Genomic DNA, 22,729 nt, shown 5'->3' with positions numbered 1-22,729 from the left:
GATTGCTGGAGGGTTGGTGTACATGGAGGATAGAGGTGCCACGCACATCAGCCCGATACATAATCATCAAGCTGAATAACGACAAAATATAATAAAACGAGGGAATAAGATGAAAACACAAACGAACGCGGCAAAAAGAGTGTTAGCGCTGCTTCTGGCAGCCTTCCTGGTTCTGCCAGTCTTCCAAGCGGCTCAGGTTAACGCCTCAGCGGGTTCAGGCGCAAGCGCTGCTTCTCACTACAACTATTTTAATGATGTATACGAGCACTTGAACGATGAGAGCCATGTTCTTCAAACGGCAACTTACGAGGATATCATTAACTTGTTCGAGAGCGAAGGCACCTACGTTGTCCTATTCGGCGGCGCATGGAGCGATCGCACGCAGGCGAATATTGGCTTTATCAATCAGGTAGCAAAGCAGTATGGCGTCAAAACGATCTATAACTTTGACACTAGACTGGACGGCAAAGATTTTGAAATCGCCCAGACACAAACGAAGGAAATCACAAAGCAAATTAGCGGCAAAACAACCTATTTTGATTTTGGCGAGGCGTATGTCGAACTCGTTAATCGCTATTTGTCGAACCTCGATGAAGTTCTTCCGCTAGCGGATACGGTCACTTATGCCAAAAAAGACACCACTGGCACAGTAGTTGCGCAGGGTTCGGCCAAAAAAATCGAGGCTCCATTCTTGTTTGTTTACAATAAAAAACAAGGCGAAGAAAAGGGCAAGATCATTTCCAGCTTAGAGTCGCCTAACGTCTGGAATGATTATTTAACAGATGGCACTTTGGATGCGGCAAAGGTAGATGCTTATAAAGCTGAAGTAGGCAATGTGTTTAAGGGAATCGAAAAATTCGATACGATTAATAGCTCCGAGGCTATTAAAGCAGCCTTCAACAAAAATGCCGCAGGCAAAACGATTTTGGATGAAGCGGATGGCGAACTCGTATTTGAACGTGTAACATATCACGAACTGACCAAGATTTTGGAAACCGAAGGCAATTATACCATTCTATTTGGCGGCTCATGGTGCCCGAATACGAGAGCGGCTATCAAGTTTATCAATCAATATGCGAAAAAATACAATATCGATAAGGTATATTTCTGGGACACCAAGCTGGATGCCGGGATCTCTGCCAAAGATATAAACCTAGACCCGCACAACGGCACTTTCCTTCAAGTACGGGACACGAATCATCCTTACGCTAATTTGTATGTTGATTTGGTTAATAAGTATCTGACTAACATTAGCACGCAATATGCGAAAGCAAGCAACAATGTCAAATATACGAATGAAAACGGCGTAGAAGTCATTGCAAGCAAAGCGCAGGTTCCATTCCTTTTCCAATACAATAAGGATAACAAGGATGCTGCAGGAAATAACGCTCCAATCCTTGGACATATCGAATTGATGTACTCATGGGATACGATTCAGCCTGGTTATAAGGATAAGAACGGAATCGTAACCAAATTTCACGAAACGTACACGAACGCGTTGGATAAGCTTTTTACAAGAGTAGAAGCAACGCCAACGGGCCTATCAGGTGTAATCCCTACATCAGCCTCCAACGATGACGGCCAAATCATAGGCACAAAAAACAAAGCACTGGAATACAAGCTTGCTGGTTCTGACAGCGCATATATCCCTGTTGCAGGCGAAGCGATTACGAATCTCGTTCCAGGCACGTACAGCGTGAGATATGCAGCAAAATTAGGTTATCAAGGACCCGTTTCTCCTGTCAAAGATGGCGTGTACCCGTTCACGGAAGTACCGTATCTTGCAGGCCAAGCGGTAGAAATTGTTGTTCCGCCGTTTATTCAAGAGCAAGCAGCGCCAACGGGCTTAAAGGGAGTTGCTCCAACAACAGCCGATAACAATGATGGACAAATTACCGGAACGACGACTGCGCTCGAATATAAGCATGCAGACGCTGTCGATTATATCGCGGCAACAGAGCCGTCCGTTACAAATCTCGTATACGGAACTTACGATGTACGGTATGCAGCAAAAGACGGATATCGCCCGAGTCCAAAAGTTGAGGTTGTCATTCCAGCTTTTGGCGAACAAGTGCAAGTTGCGCCGATTGGTTTGGCGGGCGTAGCGCCAACTACGGCAGCTAATGATAACGGACAAATTACGGGTACAACAACGGCGCTTGAGTATCGCTTGTCGGGTACAAAAGAGTATACGCCTGCAACGGACCTGGCGGTTACAGGTTTGGCAGCGGGCACTTACAATGTCAGATATGCGGCTAAAGCAGGCTTCAGCGCAAGCCCGGCGATTGACGTTGTCGTTCCGGCGTTTGATCCGGGACCAGGTCCGAGCCCAAGTCCGAGTCCAAGCCCGAGCCCGGGCCCAGGTTCCAATCCAAATCCGCCAGGCCCTGTGACGACGGCTCCTCCAGCCGGCACAGAAAATGACGGAACAGCACCAACAACCACAGTAGCAGCGACAACAGATGTAACGACGGGCGCAACCGTTGCGAAAGCTTCAGCGTCTGCGGTAACCAGTCTTGTTGAGCAAGCGAAAAAAGCTGAAACAGCGGGCAAAGCAGCTGTGCTGGAGTTTAAGGTTGAACCTGCAGCCCAAACGAAATCCGTGGAGCTCAGCATTCCAAGAAACTCGTTTAATGAAGTAGCTTCCAGCACCAAAGCCGGAATCAAGGTCAACTATGGCATTGGTTCGGTAAGCTTTGATGCCCAAGCCGTGAGCAGCATCAGCAAAACAGCTGAAACGGGCGACATCAGCATTATCATCTCGAAGGTAGAGCTGACAGAGGAAGGCAAGCAGGCTTTAGGCGATAGGCCGGTTTATGACTTCTCCGTATTTGCAGGCACGACGCCAATTTCAACATTTGGCGGCAGCGCTCTACAGGTTAGCGTGCCGTATACGTTAAAAGCGGGCGAAGACCAAAACGCAGTTATCGTTTACTACGTGACGGATTCCGGGGAACTGGATACGATTCGCGGCAAATACAATGCAGCAACAGGATCAGTCGAATTTGTGACTACGCACTTCTCTCAATATATCATTGGCTACAATAAAGTAAGCTTTGCCGATATTCCGGCGGCAGCTTGGTATAAGGATGCCGTTAGCTTCCTTGCGGCAAGAAGCATTACGACAGGTACGGACGAGAATCATTACAGCCCGAACGCTACCGTAACGAGAGGCCAATTTGTAGTCTTGTTATTGAAAGCTTACGGCATCACGCCAAATGAGACGGAAACGGACAATTTTGCTGATGCAGGCAACACCTATTACACGAATTATCTAGCTGCAGCGAAGCGCCTCGGCATTACAACAGGCGTTGACGGCAATAAATTCGAGCCAAACAGCAAAATTACGCGCCAGGATCTGTTCACGCTTCTGTACCGTTCGCTTGAAGTGCTGGGCGAGCTTCCAAAAGCGCAACCGGGCGCAACCGTATCAAGCTTTAGCGACGCAGGCCAAATCGCGGACTATGCAAGCGATGCTTTCAAAGCGCTTGTAGAGGGTGGAATTATTACGGGAAGCAACGCGAAGCTAAGTCCGAAGGACGTGTCCACAAGAGCGCAAGTGGCGCAAGTGCTTTATAACCTGCTTTCGAAGCAATAACGATAATAATGGAGATGGGTGGCCGAATGGCTGCCCATTTTTCCCGTTTGCGCTGCTCTCGCAAGCGGATCACTTTTTTGGAGGAGTCATACGTTGGATTTCATTTTAGCCTTTTCAGCAGGATTGCTTTCTTTTTTATCCCCATGCGTGCTTCCGCTTATTCCCGTCTATCTAAGCTATATGGTAGGCTCATCGTTGACCGATATGAACACCGTCGCGGCGAAAAGGAACGTAGTCCTCAAATCCCTATTTTTTATAGTTGGCTTTTCGCTCATTTTTGTTGTATTAGGCGTGTCGGTTAGCTCGGTTAGTAAACTGTTATCGGCTAATCTCATGCTGCTAAAACAAATCGGCGGCATTCTCATCATTTTATTTGCTCTTCATATGCTGGGCTTGTTCAAGATCAAAGCTCTGTATGCACAGAAGAAATTCATGCCAAGCAGCTCCAGCAAAAGCAATCTAAGCTCCTTTGTATTAGGGATGGCTTTTGCGGCCGGCTGGACGCCTTGTATCGGTCCCATTCTGTCGTCCATTCTCTTATACGCAGGCAGCATGGAAACGATCGATAAAGGGGTGCTGCTGCTTGCCATTTATTCGTTAGGCTTGGGCGTGCCTTTTATGCTGTCCGCGTTGCTGGTAGGAAATTTAACGGGTTTCTCAAAAAGGTTTGCCAAATATTTGCCGGCCGTGTCCATTGCCAGCGGCGTGATCATGCTTGTTATGGGCATCCTTGTGCTAACGAACAAGCTGGAAATGATCAATTCATATTTTAGCTTCTTCAGCTTATAAAAGGGGTTACATCGATGAAAAAAAACATCCTGTTAGCGGTCGCAGCCGTGCTTCTAGTTGTGGCTGCGGCCTACGTTTCGAACAATAACAGCTTTAGCAACGCCGCAACAACAAGCCTTACAACTGTTGAAGCCAGCCATTCGCCTATTGTTGAGCAGGCAGAGCAGCCAATAACGCCGAGCGAGCCAAAGGAGCAAGCGATCGATTTTACATTAACGGATATGGACGGGAACCAGGTTACGCTTAGTGACTTGCGGGGCAAAAATGTTTATATCAACTTCTGGACGACCTGGTGCAAATGGTGCAAAAAAGAAATGCCGGATATCGAAAAAATCCATCAGCAGTATAAAGACAAGGACTTGATCGTGCTTGCCGTTGATGTTGGCGAGGATAAAGAGAAGGCAAAGCCATATATCGAGGATAACGGCTATTCGTTCCGTGTTTTATTGGATACGGATAAACAGGTTACAGAGGCGTATCAGGTCCGATCGATTCCGGTGTCCCTGTTTGTCGATAAAGAGGGCAACATCGCCCATAAAAAAGTAGGCTTCATGACGGAAGAAGAGATGAAATCGGCGATTAACGAGCTTAGTCCCTAATTTGGATTCGAAAATAGGCCATCTCCGAAGGTTTGTCGCCTTTTGAGATGGCCTTTTTGGCGAAACCATAATCGTACATTGAGTTGTAGGTACCATAACGTTTATAATGTAACGAGAATATTCCAAAAGAAAAGGTGTCATTCATGAGCATATTAAACGTAGAAAGACTAAGTCACGGCTTTGGAGATCGCGCGATCTTTAATGACGTATCCTTCCGCCTGCTTAAAGGCGAGCACATTGGACTGATCGGCGCCAACGGCGAAGGCAAGTCCACTTTCATGAACATCATAACGGGTAAGCTTCAGCCGGATGACGGCAAGGTTGAATGGTCCAAACGGATGCGTGTCGGCTATCTCGACCAGCATGCGGTGTTAAACAAAGGATTCACGATCCGCGACGTGCTGAAAGGGGCTTTTCAGTACCTGTTCGATATGGAACAAGAAATGAACGATAAGTATGGCATCATGGGCGATGTGTCGCCGGAGGAGCTCGAACAGCTGCTTGAGGATGTTGGCACGATTCAGGATACGCTGACGAATCAGGATTTTTACTTGATCGACGCGAAGATCGAAGAGACAGCCCGTGGACTCGGGCTTACCGATATCGGCTTGGACAAGGATGTTAACGATCTGAGCGGCGGGCAGCGGACGAAGGTGCTGCTGGCGAAGCTTTTGCTTGAGAAGCCGGACATTTTGCTCCTCGATGAGCCTACCAACTATTTGGACGAGCAGCATATCGAATGGTTGAAGCGTTACCTGCAGGAATATGAGAATGCCTTTATTCTCATTTCGCATGACATTCCTTTCCTTAACAGCGTTATTAACCTGATCTACCATATGGAGAATCAGGAGCTTAACCGTTATGTTGGCGACTATGAATATTTCCAGCAGGTTCACGAAATGAAGAAGCAGCAGCTGGAATCGGCTTTTAAGCGCCAGCAGCAGGAAATTGCGGATCTTAAGGATTTTGTAGCCCGGAACAAAGCGAGCGTCGCGACGAGAAACATGGCGATGTCCCGGCAGAAGAAGCTCGATAAGATGGATGTTATCGAGATTGCGAAGGAAAAGCCGAAGCCGCAGTTTAACTTCAAGGATGGAAGAACATCCGGCAAGCTTATTTTCGAGACCAAAGAGCTTGTCATTGGTTATGACAGCCCGCTTTCAAGACCGCTTGACCTGCGCATGGAGCGCGGCCAGAAGATTGCGCTTGTTGGCGCGAACGGAATCGGGAAGACGACGCTGCTCCGCAGCATTTTAGGCGAGATTCCGGCGATCTCCGGCACGGTACAGCGCGGCGAGCACCAGCAGGTCGGCTATTTCCAACAGGAAATGAAAGAAACGAATTACAATACATGTATCGAGGATGTGTGGAAGGAGTTTCCTTCCTACTCGCAATTCGAGGTGCGTGCGGCGCTTGCCAAGTGCGGGCTTACGACGAAGCATATTGAAAGCAAAATCGCGGTGCTTAGCGGCGGCGAGAAAGCTAAAGTACGTCTCTGCAAGCTGATCAACAACGAGACGAATTTGCTTGTACTCGACGAGCCGACGAACCACTTGGACGTTGATGCGAAGGATGAGCTGAAACGCGCGCTTAAGGCGTACAAAGGCAGCATACTTCTCATTTCCCACGAACCGGAATTTTACCGCGATATCGTTACGGATACGTGGAACTGTGAAACCTGGACGACGAAAGTATTCTAAGTTGTTCGATAGTAAAAAGAAGCCTATCTAACCTTTAATGGTCAGCTAGGCTTCTTTTTTGCTCGGGCGTTGCTCGCGCTATTCGGTTTCTTTTTTCATGGAACGCGCCATTTGAATGATTTTTTCCAATCCCTCGATATACTGGTGAAACATGTCCAGCCCCAGCTGGGTAGGCGAGCAGATCGTTTTGGGCCGTCTTCCGGCAAACGTCTTATTCACCTGAATATAGGCGGCCTCCTCTAGCACGCGGATATGGTTGCCGAGGTTTCCTTCGGTCAGGCCCAGTTCGCCGCGGAGAAAGCTGAAGTCGCATTCGCCATGTACCATGAGCAGGCTCATTATGCCGAGGCGGGCTTTGGCGTGAATCGTATCATCGATCGCGTCCAGCAAATTGTCACTCATGACGCCCTCTGCGCCGCTGAAGCAATACCCCTGCCAAGACAAGGCTTCCGCCGCCTAGCAGTCCTAGAACCAGAAACTGATAATCGAGAAAAAAGAGTCTTGTCGCAGCGGAGAGCAAAATAAACCATATCCCGATCATCACTGGTCCTTTTCCCATAAGCGATCCCATGGCAACATATAGGATGCCTACGAGCATGAACCAGAATAAAGGGATATACTGCGCCTCGACCATGCCCGTTGCCATCATGAAGAAGCCAGCCACCATCATCACGAGGAAAGGCAGCCCATACATCCAGCCGTTTGTGCCACCCTGCTTTTTGGGCATGTTGCGCGATTGCCTGATGCCGGTAACAGCGGAAAGGACGCTGCTAAGGACAGCGGCGATCGGCCAATACCACATGGGCCACGTTTCGTTGTCGAACTGCATGCCGATCATCCCCAGCATCAGGAATGTGCCCCAAATGAACAAGTAGGGCGGCGATTGATCCATTTTCTTCTCGTTTCGCGTAATGATTTGCTTAATGAAATCGATGTCCCGCAAAGCTTGCAGAGACTCTGTGGCATGCGCCACGTCATGATCCTTGTTCAATCTAACCACTCCTTAACCTAAAACCATTCTAGCCTTATTTCTCCCATCTGAAAAGGAAGAACGCAAGTATCCAGCATACAACCGCAAAGCCAGCCATAATGGCAAGCTGGGGCCCGAACGAAGCGATCGATTCTCCGAGCCATACCCCTCTGGCAAGCTCCACGAAATAAGTCGGAGGCAGCCATTCGCTTACTCTCTGCATGAACGTAGGCAAAATTTCGACTGGCATCGCAATCCCAGACAGGAAGAGCGAAGGGAAGAAGACGACCATCGCTAAACCGCTCGCAGCGCCTGGCGTATGGGTAAGTCCCGACAAGGCAAAGCCAAGGCTGAAGAAGCTGAGACAACCGAATAATAGACAAGCAAAGAGCAAGAGCAGCGAAGTGACAGAGAACTGAATATCCCACACTAAGCTGGCAATGACGATAATTTCGATGGCGCCTGCCACTACGAGAATGACGCCTTGAATGGAATGGGACAGCAGCACCGCTCCTGAGCGAATAGGGCTAACCCGGTATCTTCGCAAAACGCCGCTCTCCCGCTGCGTAATCATATTAATATTTAACGTGAATACAGATACGGAGATGACATTCATCGCGCATAAGGCGGGAATATAGGAATCAATGAATGCAGCGCCCTCTATCGCGCCCGGCTGATTGCCGAATACAGAACCAAATATAAGAAGCATCAGAATCGGATAGACGAGCATCCAAAATATCGTCAGCCAATCGCGCAAATATAACCGGAAATCGAAAGAGATCAATCGGATTAGGGCAGTCATCTCGCAGCCTCCTTGCTTTGCAAATTCGTCATTTCGGTAAAGACGTCGTTCATGGAAGCGTCCTCGAGCCGCAGCCCGCTGACCATCCAATCCTCTTGTGAGGCTAAGTGGAACAGCTGCTTTAGCGTTTCATCAATATGGCTCGAATGTAGCTTAATGAGATCGGCTCCGTATTCGACGTGGGCGACATGTGCCAGCTTTGCGAAATGTTTTTCGTTTGAATGGCCGGGATTTTTGAAGCTGATGCGTTTGGTGCCGCCAAGCATGGAAATGAGCTTCCGCGGCGTATCAAGAGCGACCAGCCGCCCGCGGCTGATGACCGCGATCCGGTCGCACAAGTATTCGGCTTCCTCCATGTAGTGGGTCGTAACGACAATCGTCCGGCCTTGCTTCTTCAGCCGGTGAATCATCTCCCACATTTCACTGCGCGCATTCGGGTCCAAACCCATGCTGGGTTCATCGAGAAAAATAATTTCGGGATCATTGATCAATGCGAGCGCAAGCGATACGCGCTGCTTCCACCCGCCGGACAAAGATTTGATGAAAGCATTCTGCTTATCCTCAAGTCCAAGGAATGCGGCAATTTCGTTTAGATCAGCCGTTTTTTTATATAAGGAGCCGAACATGTGCAGCACTTCTTTAACTTTGGCTTTCTCCGGCATGGCGGTGGATTGCAGCAGCACGCCGATTCGCTGCTTGATCTCTTGCGAATGCTTGCGGATGTCCTTGCCTAATACCATTGCGATGCCGCTGTCTGCATTTCGCAGTCCTTCAAGTATTTCGATTAACGTTGTTTTTCCGGCACCATTAGGTCCTACGATACCGAAGATTTCGCCCTTGTTTACCTGCATCGATATATGGTCGACGGCTGTTGTGGTCCCATACTGCTTGCATACTTGATCCAACTGAATCACGGTCTGCATGGCTCCATTCCTCTCGAATACGTATTATTTCAGATAACTCTGTAATTCAGAGTAATCTGAAATAATCTAATTGTCAATATTTGTTTTAGGTATCAAATGGGCAGTTATAGAATGCTAAGTGTGGACAACGCAGCATACAGATGCTAGGTTTAAAACGGACGGTTTTGACCTAGCATACTTGATGGAGCCTGTTTAGATCCTTTTAATACATAGAGCAAAGTAGGTTATTTAAAATGAATCATAACGATCAACCGCTTTACCGATTTAGTGAAGCGCCTATTTGGGAGCTGCAGCGCGCGTATTTTGAAGAACAGGGCATCGAGGCATGGCAGAACGAGGAAGTGCCGCAATATATCACGAATAATCCAGTGATCGCAACGGCGTACGCGGAAATCATATTTGGATTCCTTCAGGATAGGGCAAGGCTGGGCAATGCAGGCGAGCCGGTTACGATCCTTGAGCTTGGAGCGGGCTCGGGCCGCTTAGCCTATTATGTGCTTAAAGCGTTAACCGAGCTGATCGATTATGCTGGCATCGAGCTTCCGCCATTCCGGTATGTCTTGAGTGATTTGCCGGTTAAAAATGTGGCATATTGGCAGCAGCACCCTAGCCTGCAGCCGTTCGTACAGCAGGGCATACTGGATTTCGCTAAGTTAGATGCGGTGCAGGACTCAGAGCTGCATTTGACCCAATCGGGCGATACGATACGCCGGGCAAGCCTGAAGCAGCCATTGCTCCTTGTCGCAAATTATTTTTTTGACAGCATCCCGCAGCAATTGATCTACGTGGATGAAGGCAGTATTTTTGAGTGCAGAGTTTCTTTTCCGCTCATGGCGGAGGATGAAGCGGCGGCTGAGCCGGACATGCTTTGGAAGATGGTTCCCGAATATCATTATCGCCGTGCCGCCGAATATGAAGAGGAATCCTATCGCTACAAGGCGGTGCTTGAGTTGTATAAGCAGCAGCTTGAGGATTCGCATATTCTTTTCCCGGAGATCGGCATGGATTGCTTAGAGAGGCTTGGCGGGTTGTCCCAAGAGGGATTTGTTCTGCTCACGGCGGACAAAGGCGACCACCGCTTGGACAACTGGGCGTTCGCCGAGCCGCCCAAGCTGATTCATCACGGCAGCTTCTCTTTAACGGCGAATTACCATGCGATTGAGAAGGCTTTCGAGCAAAAGGGGGCGTTGTCCCATTTTACCGAGCATCATTATAAAAACTTGAATGTAGGCTGCATTCTTATGCTGCAGAATCCGCTTGGCTATGCCCAGACGCGACTAGCTTACCGCCGGTTTGTCGACCGGTTCGGGCCAGATGATTTTTTCAGCATGAAGCTATGGTTTGATGAGCATTTGGACCAAATGGAGCTGTCTCAAATCATCGCCTTTTGGCGGCTAAGCCTCTACGATTCGCAATTGTTCCTTCAAAGCGCGAAGCGCATGCTGTTGCTTCTGTCGGAGGCCGGCGATGAGGAAGCAGAGGATCTTCGCCAAGGCATCTATCGAATGTGGGATGGCTATTACCCGATGAACGAGAAGCATGATCTTGCGCTGGACTGCGGCATGCTGCTTTATCAGCTGGAATTGTACGAGGATGCGCGGATTTTCATTGAGCGGTCACTGAAGGACAATGAAGGAACGGCCGAGACGCTCTACAGCATGGCGATCTGCTGCTATGAGACGGGCAGCGAGGCGGAAGCGTCGGAGTTTGCGCGCTTCGCTTTAGCGCTTGAGCCGGAGCATGAAGAGGCTAAGGCGCTGCTGGCGCTATTTGGATAAATAATCGTTAAAGAATAAGAAATGGCGTGTTAGGGAGTACTCCTGGCATGCCATTTTTTTATGCGGCATACGGTATGGGGGCTGCTGAAAAAGCGAGCGTCCTGCTGTAAAAAGGATTGACAGCGATTTCATGTATTAGGTATGATGAAGTTATGAACACGTGTTTACAAACAAACCCGTAACGGAGATGGCGAGGCCAGATAAGCTTGGTTAGGATGCGGCGCATTTAGTGAACTCGGTGGGCTGGGTTGTTTAAAGTTTCCTGATGCTATAGGTTAGCGAATGCCATTATTTTTTTGTTCGATTATAAACACGCGTTCACAATGATAGGGTTGATGCGCACAGAAGTTTAAATACGGGTATCCAAAGGATGGTAGATGATGATGAAGACCTTGCAGGAGCTTCTCAAGCACGCTGACCGCAGCGTTAACAGCTTTCTTGAAACGGTGGATGTCGTAACCGGCGATAGGAAGGTGCTGGCTGAATTCGATTATTTAATCGAGGCGCCGAACTGGACAAAAGACGGCAAACGTCTCATCTATAACAGCGGAGGGCTGCTCTGCTCCTTTGACCTCTCCTCCGGCGAGAGTACGGTGATCAACACAGGTTTTGCAACAAGATGCAACAATGACCATGTGCTTTCTCCGGACGATTCGCAAATTGCGGTCAGCCATCATACGCAGGAGGACGGCCAGTCGCGCATTTATATCCTCCCGCTTGCAGGCGGTGATCAACCCGTGCTCGTTACGGAGCTTGCGCCAAGCTATCTGCACGGCTGGTCGCCGGACGGCGGCACCTTGTCCTATTGCGCCGAACGGAATGGACAATACGATATTTATACCATTTCAGTCAACGGCGGGATCGAGACGCAGCTAACGGATACGCCGGGGCTGGATGACGGGCCGGAATACTCGCCGGACAATCGGCATATTTGGTTCAATTCGACGAGATCGGGCTTGATGCAGGTATGGCGAATGAACGCAGACGGCAGCGAGCAGACTCAAATGACGGATGACGAGAGCAACAGCTGGTTCCCGCATTTGTCCCCGGATGGCGAATCCGTCGCTTATATCACCTATCGCAAAGGGGACGTTGAGCCGAACGACCACCCTGCCAACAAAAACGTCGAAATTCGGCTGATGGCAAGCAGCGGCGGGCAATACCGGACTTTGGCCGAGCTGTTCGGAGGCCAAGGCACCATTAACGTTAATTCATGGTCGCCCGATAGCAAGCAACTGGCTTTTGTCAGCTATCAATTAAAAAACTAGCAGAGGGGCTTCCAGCCGTTCGCTCAAAATCAAGCAAACAGCCGTTTAAAAGGAGAGTATAAACTTATCATGGCAGACGTTACAGGAAGATGGGCGCTTATTACAGGCGCAAGCAGAGGCGTAGGTTATCAAACCGCTATTTTTATGGCTAAGCAAGGCTGCAATTTGATTTTGCATAGCAGAGATAGGGCACATACAAAGAAAGTGGAAGAGGAAGTAAAAGCGCTTGGTGTAGAGGCATATTGCGTGCAAGCAGAGCTCGCTAACCACGAAGAGGTTGTTGCCATGCTGGATGAAATAGAAGGTAAGGGGACGGCTGTTGATATTATTTTCAACAATGCGGCGGTGCAAATTGCATATAGGACGGATTATTGGAACACGCCGATTTCAGATTTTGAGATGAGCTTCCGGATTAATTTTATTTCAATTGCTACGATATGCCATCGTCTGATTCCTAAGATGATCGAGCGCGGCTTTGGCCGCGTCATTAATACTACAAGTGGAATTAAGAATGAGCCGGAGCAGGCAGGTTACGCAGCAAGCAAAGCAGCGCTTGATAAATTTACGAAGGATTTGGCATCAAGGCTGGAAGGAACCAACATCATGATTAATATTACCGATCCGGGCTGGTGCAGGACCGATTTGGGAGGCCCGCAGGCGCCAAGCGCAGTGGAAAGCGTGATTCCTGGAATTGCAGTCGGAGCCTTTGTAGATGACCAGAAGAGCGGACGGTTCTTTCACGCTCAACCATTTGCCGGCATGACTTTGGAAGAAGCGATTGCCAAAGCAGAGAAGATGGAAGCGAACCCTTACATCATCTAATGCTAGCGCCAAATTAAAGGGATAGTCTGCTGAGGAAGCTCAGCAGGCTATTTTTTTTCCTTATCGCGAGTATAGTAGACTAACTAAATTAATTGATTAGATGGCATTATTTGTAATAGAATAGACATGCCGTTACCATGAGATGAGGTGTGCGATATGCTCGATAAGGTCATGCTCGTTGTCATTTTTACTTTTATTATTCATCTCTCCGAGACGCTCACCTATGCGCTCCGCTCTGCAGGCGTTCGTTTAGGGAAACTGGCGGTTGCCTTATCCTTATCCGGCATCATTCTCCTCATTTCAAGAACAGCCAATATGGTTCAAGGCCCGCTCTCTGGTAAAATAATAGATTTTGCCAAAAAGAACCCGGACTTTAATCTAGTCGATCAGATGCGGATTATTATCGGCGCTTCGACGGTAGGGACATTTATTGCGTTGTTGCTTTTTCCGTCTGCGGTCATATTGTCCAAGCGGGTCATATCCCATTTTGAAGTGGCGGGCTCCATCCCCCAAATGGTACGGACCTCGGTTTCGATCCAAAAGCTGCAAAATGTGCGCTACCATTTGCGATTCCCCAAATTATCGATGCTGTCACGCCTCAGAATCGGCGGCATTCCGAAAAGGCTGGTCATTCTGAATAGCTTGGTGACCGCCATTTATACCATCGGCGTGCTGGCTGCTCTATTGGCATCCACCTTAACTAAAGAACATGCAATCTCCGCCTCACAGGCCTCTGGGCTTATAAATGGGATGGCGACTATATTGCTGACCATACTCATAGACCCGCAAATTGGTTTAATTACCGACAAAGTGCTTAGAGGCGAAAAAGATATCAACGCGCTTAACAAAATTTTTGGCTTATTGATGGTTTCGCGCTTATTAGGCACGCTGCTTGCCCAAGTGCTGCTTGTGCCAGCCGCATACTGGATTAAATGGCTGGTATCCGTTTTGTAGGTCTCTGTGCACCGAAAGCGGCAGCCGAACGAGGAGAGTATCGCTATGCTGAAGATAGATACGGGTCATTTTAAACCACTCAATGAATATGTATATGGCATGCAAAAAGAGACTGGTGCCACGGCAGCAGCCACGTACATCATTAAAAGTAATGCTGTCGTCAATGAATGGTATTCAGGCCGGCATGAATCATTCGAGCAGTCGAGGGCTGTAGGCGAGCGTACGCAGTTTAATGTTGCTTCTATCCGCAAAACCTATCTTGCTCTAGCGATAAGCTTGCTGATGGAAAGAGGTCTGATAGCCAGCATTGATGATGAAATTAGCGTTTACTTAACTGAATATAAAGCTGTGGCAGAAGGAGTTACGCTCCGACATTTGCTCACGCATACGCATGGTCTACAAGCGGAAGGCGGAGCGATTGGCAGAGCTTTTCCGGCGGGGGAGAGCTTCGCTTACAGAAACGAAGGCATAACAATGCTCATTCAATTGGTCGCACACTTATCGGGTAGAACCTTAAGCGCTTTTATGAGAGATCATGTGTTTGCGGGTTATCAGCTTCATGAAACGGGCTGGAGAACGGCGAATCATGAGCATCTTATTTACAACTATTACAAGGACCATGACACATGGGTCGGGCCAAATGACAGTGACGCAGGTGACCAAAGCAACTTGTTTGTTAGTGCAAGAGATTTGGCAATGTGGGGTTATATGCATCTTGCCCAAGGCCGCATAAACGGCGAGCAATTGCTGCCTCAACGTGTTTTTGAACGCGTCACGTCACTTCAGACGCCAAGCGGCGTGCCGTCCCACCTGCCGCGAAACGGTTTTATTTGGTGGCTGCAAAGCGACACTGATCTTAACCAACTGGGCGAGAGGCTGCCAAGCTGTTCTTATCAAATACTTGGGATAACGGGATGCGCATGCCTTGTTGTGCCGAAGTACGACGCGGTCGTCGTCAGAATGTACAATCAGCTAAGCAACGCTAACGGATACGATTACTTAAGCGATATCAGGCAGTTCGGAAACTTGGCGAATGACCTGCTGAAGGGCTATTGCTAGACAAGCGCAGATGTTATCGCAGCAACTCGTTTAATATGGATGTTAAGGTTCCGGCTATTGTCGACGCTGATTTGCGTGGGCAACTGAAATAGTGCAGGTTAACAAACAAAAGCCATGGGATACAGGTCGATAACCTGGATCTCCTTGGCTTTATTTTTTTGATTCAGTACTTTAAGCGCGTATGTGAGCTTAATGCAGGCAGATATGTGCTTATATCCACCAATGGTTATTACCGAGACTGAGGCTGCAGCCGATAATGCTTGGGGCTGACGCCGTAAAAGGCGCCGAAATGACGGGTGAACGGATGGATCGAGGGATATCCGAGCCTTTCGGCGATAGCGGTTACGCTGAGCTCGCTCTCCAGCAGGAGATGGGAGGCTCGTCTCATCAGCAATTTATGATGGTAAGCCTTTGGAGTGAGACCCGTCTCGCGTAAAAATAAAGCATGGAAGTAGGTTCGTTTCAAACCGCAGAACTTCCACCAGGTTTCAACCGGCTCGCGCTGCTCGGGCTGAGCGTTTAGGTGAGCGAGCAAACGGACGATTCGGTAATCCGTCGGCTGATGGGTATGGATGGTGTTGTACCAGTTGAGTATCCATGCGTACAGCAGGCTGTTTACCATTTCCGTGCGATAATGCTGCGTATCATTAAAAAGCTTAGCTAACAGCAGGAAGGCTTCATATAACTCCGGATAGGGCTGCAAGGAAAAAACGCTCGGCAGGCTCTCCAATTCCTCGCAAGGAAAAGACAAAGCGATGCTGCTCAGCTCAAAAGGTTCCGGTGCGTAGATAAATGTCCGGTTTACGGATAGCGGATCGCGCTGATCCCATAAATCGCAATAGACGTTATGCGATGCCAACGGATGGTCAGAGGAAATATGGAAGGCGTGAGGCTCATCCGGCCTAAGAAAAATAAGCGTTCGATTGTCGATAGGAAACAGCTTTCCGTTGATCTCCATTTGCCCCGGTCCGTCAGTAAATAGATGAAAAGCATAGACGCTGCAGACGCGCAGCTTTTCGTTGGAGCTGCCGTCATAAAGATAGTTCATTGAATCCCCGACATGCGGCGTAAGCTCATTCAGTCTCCTCAAGCGTTATCCCTCTTCTGCTCTATTATAATGGGAAAATTAGCGGATGAATTGTCAACTTTATGGATGTCCGATCAAATACACGGTTCTATATAGATGATACAATAACTGAAAAATAAGGGAAAGAACAATCAACCTAAAATGCGGATTATTTAATAACATAAACTTCATTGCTTAGCGGGGTTAAAGATGGAGCTAAAAGGAGGGATGCCCTTGCGATTTAAGGATAAGGTTGTGCTTATAACAGGAGGCGGCTCCGGCATCGGCGAGGTTAGCGCTAAGCTGTTCGCCGGTGAAGGCGCGCATGTCGTTATTGCGGATTGGAACGAGGCGGAGGGGCAGCGTGTAGCGCGTGAGCTCAATGAACACTACGCAAATGTGAAAGGGCTTACACAAACGGGCGCGCAAGCAATAGCGGTAGCCATTCAAACGGATGTATCGCAGCAAAATGCGGTCGAAAAACTGATCGCTCAAACGCTTCAAGCATTTGGCCAACTCGACGTGCTGTTCAATAACGCGGCGGTCATTTTGCCAAAGCCGCTTGAGGAAATCGAAGAGCAGGCGTTCGACCATGTGCTTGCGGTGAATGTGAAGGGCGTGTATTTGACGATAAAGCACGCGGTTCCGCATTTGCGGCGGACAAAAGGCTCGATTGTCAATATGGCTTCGCTTAACGGGCTCGTAGGCCAGCGGCACAATCCGGTCTATGCCGCTTCCAAAGGGGCGGTTATCGCGATGACCAAATCATTGGCGCTGGACTTTGCCGCGGATGGCGTTAGGGTCAACTGCGTGTGCCCGGCGGGCGTCATGACGCCTTTATTGGAAGAATGGACTAGGCAGCAGCCGGATCCTGCGGAGACGATCCAAGCGCTAAATGCGATGCATCCGCTTGGCCGCCCGGCCACCTCTGAGGAGATTGCGCAAACCGTATTGTACTTGGCTTCGCAGCAAGCGGCCTTTATCACGGGAGTAGCGCTGCCGGTAGAAGGCGGCGCCTCGCTAGGCTACTAAACGAAACAAAAATAAGGGAGAGCTAACGATGAAAATTACAAAAGTAGAAACGTTCGTGCTGCATGTGCCGATTGATCCGCCGATTACGGATGCCATTAATGTTGCGACGCATTGGGGATTGTCGGGCGTTCGGATTTTTACGGATGAAGGTTTTGTCGGATACGGCTACACGGGTACCTGCGCGCATGGCGACGATATGATCGTCGGTACGATCGACCGTTATTATGCGCCCGAGCTGATCGGCAAGGACCCTTTTATGGTCAAGGAAATTTGGGATACGCTGCGGTACGGCAAGATGCACTGGATCGGTAGGGCAGGCATCACGCATATGGCGCTTGCCGCCGTTGATATCGCGCTTTGGGACATTATGGCGAAGGCTTCCAATAAACCGCTATGGCAGTACTTAGGAGGACATAAATCAACAGGCATCAAAGCTTATAACACGAATGGCGGCTGGTTGAACTGGTCGAAGGAGCGCTTGCTGAAGGATGTGACGGACATCGTCGAGCAAGGCTTTACGGGCGTGAAAATCAAGGTCGGCAAGTCAGACCCGCATGAGGATTACGACCGGGTGAAGGCGGTTCGCAAGGCGATTGGCGATCAAGTGATTTTTATGGTCGACGTCAATCAGCAATGGAATATCAATACGGCGATGACTTGGGGCAAAAAGCTGGAGGAGTTTGATTTATTTTGGCTAGAGGAGCCGCTTAACCCTGATGATATCCTTGGCCACAAAAAGCTGGCGGACGCGCTTAACGTGCCGATCGCGCTCGGTGAGCATGTCTATTCCAAATATGCGTTCCGCGATTACATTCATCAAGGAGCAATCGAGTACTGCCAGGTCGACGTTACGCGGGTAGCGGGCATTACGGAATGGCTGCAGGTGGCGGGACTCGCGGCAGCTTACGATATCCCTGTCTGCCCTCATGTCGGCGATATGGGCCAAATTCATCAGCATTTGGTGGCTGCTACGCCGGGGGCAATCATGCTGGAATATATCCCTTGGATTCGAACGATCTTCACCGAGCCTGCAACTGTAAAAAACGGCCATTACGTGCTGCCGGAGATGCCGGGCGCTTCCACCGAAATCATACCAAAATACTTTAATGAGTTCCGCATTAGATAGCGGACGAGAGAGAGGAGCTTGCCGATGAGACTTCAGGGCAAGGTCGCGCTCCTAACGGGAGCCGGTTCAGGCATTGGAAAAACGACAGCCGAGCTATTCGCAAAAGAGGGAGCGACGGTCATCGTTAACGATATTGACGAGGCAAAAGGTCAAGAAACGGCAAAAACGATTCAAGAGAGCGGCGGCAGCGCCTTGTTCCTTCACGCCGACGTAACCGACTCGGACTCGGTCCAATCGATGGTTAAGGAAGCGATCAAAGTCCACGGCAAGATCGATATTTTATTTAACAACGCCGGCATTAGCGGAGTCGGGGCGCTGCATGAGATCGAGCCGGAAGCTTGGGACCGCGTCGTACAGGTTAATCTTCGCGGCGTATTCCTCCCTTCGAAGCATGCGCTTCCGTATATGATGGAGCGCAGGTCCGGCAATATCATCAACATGTCCTCCTGCATCGCGGAGATCGGCCTCGCGCGCCGCGCCTCCTACTCGGCTACGAAAGGCGCCGTGCTGGCGCTGACCAAGTCGATGCAGGTCGATTACGCCAAATACAATATACGCGTAAATGCGGTTTTGCCGGGAACGATTATGACGCCTTTTGTTGAGCAATACCTAAAGAACTCCTACGAAGACCCTGAGGCGGCAATCGCAGCCATTAAGACGAGACAGCTCAGCGGAGAGCTGGGCAGGCCAGCGGATGTGGCGAACGGCGTGCTTTTTCTAGCTTCCGATGAATCGTCCTTTATGATGGGTTCCCCTCTATATATCGATGGCGGAGTCGTATTCGGCAAGGATGCTTAATTCACAATACGAAAGGATGACCTAACAGTATGAAGCTTGTAACGATAGAGCAAGACGGACAATTTAGACTCGGAGTAAAGCTGGATGAGCGTATCCTCGATATCCAATCCGCGCTGGAGCAACTGCCTGATGAGGCTGTGCCTACGGACGTCATGGCTGTCATTGAAGGCGGGGAAAAGAGCGTTGCCGCGATAACTGCGTATGCGGAGCGTTTGCTAGGGTCTGCTGAGTATACCGAAGCTTTGCTCCTCCATGAAGAGGAGGTTCGATTCGGGCCCTGCGTGACGAGGCCGAACAAAATCATCTGCGTTGGCCTGAACTATAGGCAGCATGCGATTGAAACGAATGCGCCGATTCCGCAGTATCCGATTCTATTTAACAAATTCAACAACACGCTTACGGGACATCACATGGATATTGCGCTGCCTGAACGCGTAACCTCCCAAGTTGATTATGAGGCTGAGCTTGTCATTGTCATCGGCAAAACGGCCAAATACGTAAGCAAGGATGAGGCGCTGCAGCATGTGTTCGGCTATTGCAACGTGAACGACCTGTCGGCGCGTGATCTCCAGATGAGAACGCAGCAATGGCTGCTCGGCAAGAGCTGCGACGATTTCAGTCCGCTTGGCCCTTATCTGGTGACGGCGGACGAGATCGCTGATCCGAATCATTTGGAGATCAAATGTACCGTGAACGGAGAGATCCGCCAGCACTCCAATACTTCCGATATGATTTTTCCATGCGATGAGGTCGTTAGCTATATTTCGCAGCATATGACGCTTGTTCCGGGCGATATTATTTTGACGGGAACGCCGGAGGGTGTCGTGCTTGGTTATCCGGAGGAGAAGCGCGTTTATTTGCAGGACGGCGATGTGGTGACGATTGAGATCGAGAAGCTTGGGAGCTTGACCAATCGGATGGTGAGCGAAGCTTATTCCAAATCATAGTAAAGGATGGGTGTATAAAGTGAATCATGCAAAGCTGTGGTATAACGGGGCAGCAGCGGACTGGAAGCAGGGGCTGCCAATCGGAAACGGAAGAATAGGCGCCGTCATACACGGCGGTGTCGATAGCGAAATATGGAGCATGACGGAGATCACGTATTGGTCAGGCAAAACGGAGCGTATTCCAGGCAGCGGCAGCGCGAAAGAGGATCTGGAGCGGATGAGAGAGTCCTTTTTTAAAGGAGACTACAACGAGGGTGACCGGCTTGCCAAGCAGGCGCTGCAGCCTAAGAAGCAGAACTTCGGCACAAACCTGTCGGTTTGCGACGTGAAGCTGCGCTTCGGGCAGCAAGGAGAGAATCTAATACGCGAGCTGAGCTTGGAAAATGCAACCGTGCAGGTTTCCTATACGCACTCCGGCCACAAAATCACTCGTGAAACGTTCGCCACACATGCCGATGGCATCGTTGTATCAAGAATGAAGAGCGAGCAAGCCGGGGCGATTTCCTTCTCGCTGGGCGTTCAAGGGCGCACGGGCGATTTTGCCACGGTGATTACAGATGAGGATACGCTGACCTTCCATGGGCAAGCGACCGAGGACGTGCACAGCGACGGGAAATGCGGCGTATTTTGCGAGGGGATGCTTAAGGTTGTTGCCGTAGGCGGCACCGTTCAAAGCGGGGAGAACGAAATCGTAGTATCGGATGCGGATGAGGCGATCATTTATTTTGCCATCCATACGGATTACAGGAAAAAGGATGACAAATGGACCTTGGAATGCGATAAGGAGATCGCAGCGGCAATTACGAAAGGGTATGAGCGCCTCAAGGAGGATCATATTGCCGACTATAGGGAGCTGTATGCCCGGGTGGCAATTGATTTAGGCGATACGGAGAGCGGCAAGCTGCCGACGGACGAGAGAATGAAGCTGTTTTCGAAGGGTCGGCACGAGGATGCCGATTTGATCGCTTTGTTTTTCCAGTATGGCCGTTATTTGACGATTGCCGGTTCACGCGCGGATTCGCCGCTGCCGCTGCATTTGCAGGGGATATGGAATGACGGCGAAGCGAACCGGATGGCTTGGAGCTGCGATTACCATCTGGACGTCAATACGGAAATGAACTACTACCCGACGGAAATCAGCAACTTGGCAGAATGCCATGTGCCCTTGATGAATTACATTGAGCAGCTGTCAATCGCGGGCAGGCAAGCGGCGCAGGATTTCTACGGAAGCGAAGGCTGGGTAGCGCATGTGTTCTCGAATGCATGGGGCTTCTCGGCGCCGGGCTGGGAAACCGGCTGGGGGCTTAACGTTACGGGCGGACTTTGGATTGCCACTCATCTGAAAGAGCATTATGAGTACGGATTGGACCATGCGTTTTTAACGAAGCAGGCTTATCCGATTATGAAGGAAGCCGCGATTTTCTTCCTTGACTATATGACTGTGCATCCGGGCAATGGCTGGCTCGTGACGGGACCGTCGAACTCACCTGAGAACAGCTTCTATACGAGCAACCGAGAAGAGGGAGCGCAGCAGCTTTCGATGGGCTCGACGATGGATCAGGTGCTGGTGCGGGATTTGTTCACGTTCTGCCTGGAAGCAGCCGAGCAGCTGCAAGTCGATGAGGAGCTTCAAGCGAAGCTGAAGCAAGCGATACCGCTGCTGCCGCCGCTCCAGATCGGGAAGCGGGGACAACTGCAGGAATGGCTGGAGGATTACGAGGAGGCACAGCCGGAGCATCGCCACCTTGCCCATCTCTTCGCCTTATATCCGGGCAATCAAATTACGCCGCGGAAAACGCCGGAGCTTAGTGCTGCCGCAAGGGAAACGCTGCTTGGCAGAATGCAGACCGATGAGCTTGAGGATATTGAATTTACGGCGGTATTGTTCGCAACCGGCTTCTCCAGATTGTTTGACGGCGATCGTGCGCTGAGACATATCATTCATCTAATCGGGGAGCTGTGCTTCGATAATTTGCTGACGTATTCCAAAGCAGGCGTTGCCGGAGCGGAGACGAATATTTTCGTCATCGACGGCAATTATGGCGGAACCGCTGCGGTAGCGGATTTGCTGCTGCAAAGCCATGCCGGCGAGATTCATTTGCTTCCGGCGCTTCCCGCCGCTTGGCCGAGGGGCTCTTATAGGGGACTGCGGGCAAAAGGAAATGCCGAGGTCGATGTCGCGTGGGAGAATGGCAAGCTGACGGAAGCGACGATTCGAGCCTTCTCCGCCGGGGATGCGATTATACGCTTCGGCGAGCAGGCAGTATCCATCGCGCTTGTTCCCGGCCAAGTCTACAAGCTTGACCAAGAGCTGCAAGTCATTAAGCAGCAAGCTGCGCACATCTAACTAACCAAATGAACGTATTAGACAACTACTTGTTTTATTAGTAGTTGTCTTTTCGTATCATTAGGTTATTATGAATGAGCGGAGCTTTTTTAATAGAGAATCTTAAATTTTGCCTGTGTTTTGTAAGCGCTTTTATGAAGGGGGGAGGTGG

At 49.8% G+C, this 22,729-nt stretch carries 19 protein-coding genes; 14 read left to right on the top strand and 5 right to left on the bottom strand.

Annotation, left to right across the window (positions count from 1 at the left end; all coding sequences use genetic code 11):
• Nucleotides 1–109 precede the first annotated feature (109 nt).
• The 4 genes from A7975_RS32295 (at nucleotide 110) to A7975_RS32280 (ending at nucleotide 6,686) form a co-directional block, all read left to right on the top strand.
• The gene (locus tag A7975_RS32295) at nucleotides 110–3,598 is read left to right on the top strand and encodes an S-layer homology domain-containing protein (RefSeq protein ID WP_053373995.1); all 3,489 of its coding nucleotides are present in this window, start codon (nucleotides 110–112) and stop codon (nucleotides 3,596–3,598) included.
• Nucleotides 3,599–3,691: 93 nt separating this feature from the next.
• Nucleotides 3,692–4,387: a cytochrome c biogenesis CcdA family protein gene (locus A7975_RS32290; protein WP_065387875.1), complete on the top strand. Its 696-nt coding sequence runs from the start codon at nucleotides 3,692–3,694 to the stop codon at nucleotides 4,385–4,387.
• A gap of 14 nt (nucleotides 4,388–4,401) precedes the next feature.
• Nucleotides 4,402–4,986 carry a TlpA family protein disulfide reductase gene (locus A7975_RS32285; RefSeq protein ID WP_065387874.1) on the top strand — a complete coding sequence of 195 codons (585 nt, stop codon included), beginning with the start codon at nucleotides 4,402–4,404 and terminating at the stop codon, nucleotides 4,984–4,986.
• A gap of 143 nt (nucleotides 4,987–5,129) precedes the next feature.
• Entirely contained in the window at nucleotides 5,130–6,686 is a 1,557-nt protein-coding gene (locus A7975_RS32280) for an ABC-F family ATP-binding cassette domain-containing protein (protein WP_053373998.1), read from the top strand.
• 78 nt (nucleotides 6,687–6,764) lie between these two features.
• Here A7975_RS32280 and A7975_RS32275 read toward each other — a convergent pair whose 3' ends face one another.
• From A7975_RS32275 to A7975_RS32260, 4 genes are read right to left on the bottom strand one after another with little or no spacing between them, the layout of a single operon-like run.
• Nucleotides 6,765–7,130 carry a winged helix-turn-helix domain-containing protein gene (locus A7975_RS32275; protein ID WP_255314637.1) on the bottom strand — a complete coding sequence of 122 codons (366 nt, stop codon included), beginning with the start codon at nucleotides 7,128–7,130 and terminating at the stop codon, nucleotides 6,765–6,767.
• Nucleotides 7,081–7,677: a hypothetical protein gene (locus tag A7975_RS32270; protein WP_053374000.1), complete on the bottom strand. Its 597-nt coding sequence runs from the start codon at nucleotides 7,675–7,677 to the stop codon at nucleotides 7,081–7,083. Before A7975_RS32270 ends, A7975_RS32275 begins: the two co-directional genes overlap by 50 nt.
• 34 nt (nucleotides 7,678–7,711) lie before the next feature.
• Nucleotides 7,712–8,458 carry an ABC transporter permease gene (locus tag A7975_RS32265; RefSeq protein WP_065387872.1) on the bottom strand — a complete coding sequence of 249 codons (747 nt, stop codon included), beginning with the start codon at nucleotides 8,456–8,458 and terminating at the stop codon, nucleotides 7,712–7,714.
• Complete coding sequence (locus A7975_RS32260) at nucleotides 8,455–9,381, bottom strand: ABC transporter ATP-binding protein (protein ID WP_065387871.1); 927 nt, start codon at nucleotides 9,379–9,381, stop codon at nucleotides 8,455–8,457. The genes A7975_RS32265 and A7975_RS32260 overlap by 4 nt, the downstream gene beginning before the upstream one ends.
• A 233-nt stretch (nucleotides 9,382–9,614) precedes the next feature.
• On the opposite strand from A7975_RS32260, the gene A7975_RS32255 reads away from it, so the two are divergent.
• The 5 genes from A7975_RS32255 to A7975_RS32235 all read left to right on the top strand — a co-directional run bounded on the left by A7975_RS32255 (nucleotide 9,615) and on the right by A7975_RS32235 (nucleotide 15,262).
• Complete coding sequence (locus tag A7975_RS32255; protein ID WP_065387870.1) at nucleotides 9,615–11,159, top strand: SAM-dependent methyltransferase; 1,545 nt, start codon at nucleotides 9,615–9,617, stop codon at nucleotides 11,157–11,159.
• A gap of 377 nt (nucleotides 11,160–11,536) precedes the next feature.
• Entirely contained in the window at nucleotides 11,537–12,427 is an 891-nt protein-coding gene (locus A7975_RS32250) for a TolB family protein (RefSeq protein WP_255314636.1), read from the top strand.
• A gap of 69 nt (nucleotides 12,428–12,496) precedes the next feature.
• Nucleotides 12,497–13,249, top strand: a complete 753-nt coding sequence (locus A7975_RS32245; RefSeq protein ID WP_065387869.1) for an SDR family NAD(P)-dependent oxidoreductase — start codon at nucleotides 12,497–12,499, stop codon at nucleotides 13,247–13,249.
• A gap of 156 nt (nucleotides 13,250–13,405) precedes the next feature.
• Nucleotides 13,406–14,203, top strand: coding sequence for a lipid II flippase Amj family protein (locus A7975_RS32240; protein WP_053374005.1), 798 nt, complete (start codon nucleotides 13,406–13,408; stop codon nucleotides 14,201–14,203).
• A gap of 45 nt (nucleotides 14,204–14,248) precedes the next feature.
• Complete coding sequence (locus tag A7975_RS32235) at nucleotides 14,249–15,262, top strand: serine hydrolase domain-containing protein (RefSeq protein WP_065387868.1); 1,014 nt, start codon at nucleotides 14,249–14,251, stop codon at nucleotides 15,260–15,262.
• A 229-nt stretch (nucleotides 15,263–15,491) separates the two neighbouring features.
• Here the strand turns inward: A7975_RS32235 and A7975_RS32230 are convergent, their stop codons facing one another.
• Nucleotides 15,492–16,352 (bottom strand): AraC family transcriptional regulator, encoded by an 861-nt coding sequence (locus A7975_RS32230; RefSeq protein WP_053374007.1) that lies wholly within the window; start codon nucleotides 16,350–16,352, stop codon nucleotides 15,492–15,494.
• Between the two features lie 210 nt (nucleotides 16,353–16,562).
• On the opposite strand from A7975_RS32230, the gene A7975_RS32225 reads away from it, so the two are divergent.
• From A7975_RS32225 to A7975_RS32205, 5 genes are read left to right on the top strand one after another with little or no spacing between them, the layout of a single operon-like run.
• Complete coding sequence (locus A7975_RS32225) at nucleotides 16,563–17,360, top strand: SDR family NAD(P)-dependent oxidoreductase (RefSeq protein ID WP_063845983.1); 798 nt, start codon at nucleotides 16,563–16,565, stop codon at nucleotides 17,358–17,360.
• A 28-nt stretch (nucleotides 17,361–17,388) separates the two neighbouring features.
• Nucleotides 17,389–18,486: a mandelate racemase/muconate lactonizing enzyme family protein gene (locus A7975_RS32220; RefSeq protein WP_065387867.1), complete on the top strand. Its 1,098-nt coding sequence runs from the start codon at nucleotides 17,389–17,391 to the stop codon at nucleotides 18,484–18,486.
• Between the two features lie 24 nt (nucleotides 18,487–18,510).
• Entirely contained in the window at nucleotides 18,511–19,284 is a 774-nt protein-coding gene (locus A7975_RS32215) for an SDR family NAD(P)-dependent oxidoreductase (RefSeq protein ID WP_053374009.1), read from the top strand.
• A 29-nt stretch (nucleotides 19,285–19,313) separates the two neighbouring features.
• Nucleotides 19,314–20,231: a fumarylacetoacetate hydrolase family protein gene (locus tag A7975_RS32210; RefSeq protein WP_053374010.1), complete on the top strand. Its 918-nt coding sequence runs from the start codon at nucleotides 19,314–19,316 to the stop codon at nucleotides 20,229–20,231.
• A gap of 19 nt (nucleotides 20,232–20,250) precedes the next feature.
• Nucleotides 20,251–22,578 (top strand): glycoside hydrolase family 95 protein, encoded by a 2,328-nt coding sequence (locus A7975_RS32205; protein WP_065387866.1) that lies wholly within the window; start codon nucleotides 20,251–20,253, stop codon nucleotides 22,576–22,578.
• Nucleotides 22,579–22,729 lie beyond the last annotated feature (151 nt).

The sequence above is a fragment of the Bacillus sp. FJAT-26390 genome (genome assembly GCF_001682865.1).
Taxonomy (GTDB): Bacteria; Bacillota; Bacilli; order Paenibacillales; family Paenibacillaceae; genus Pristimantibacillus.
Note: the sequence above shows the minus strand (reverse complement) of the source record. Positions and strands in the feature narration are given on the sequence as shown.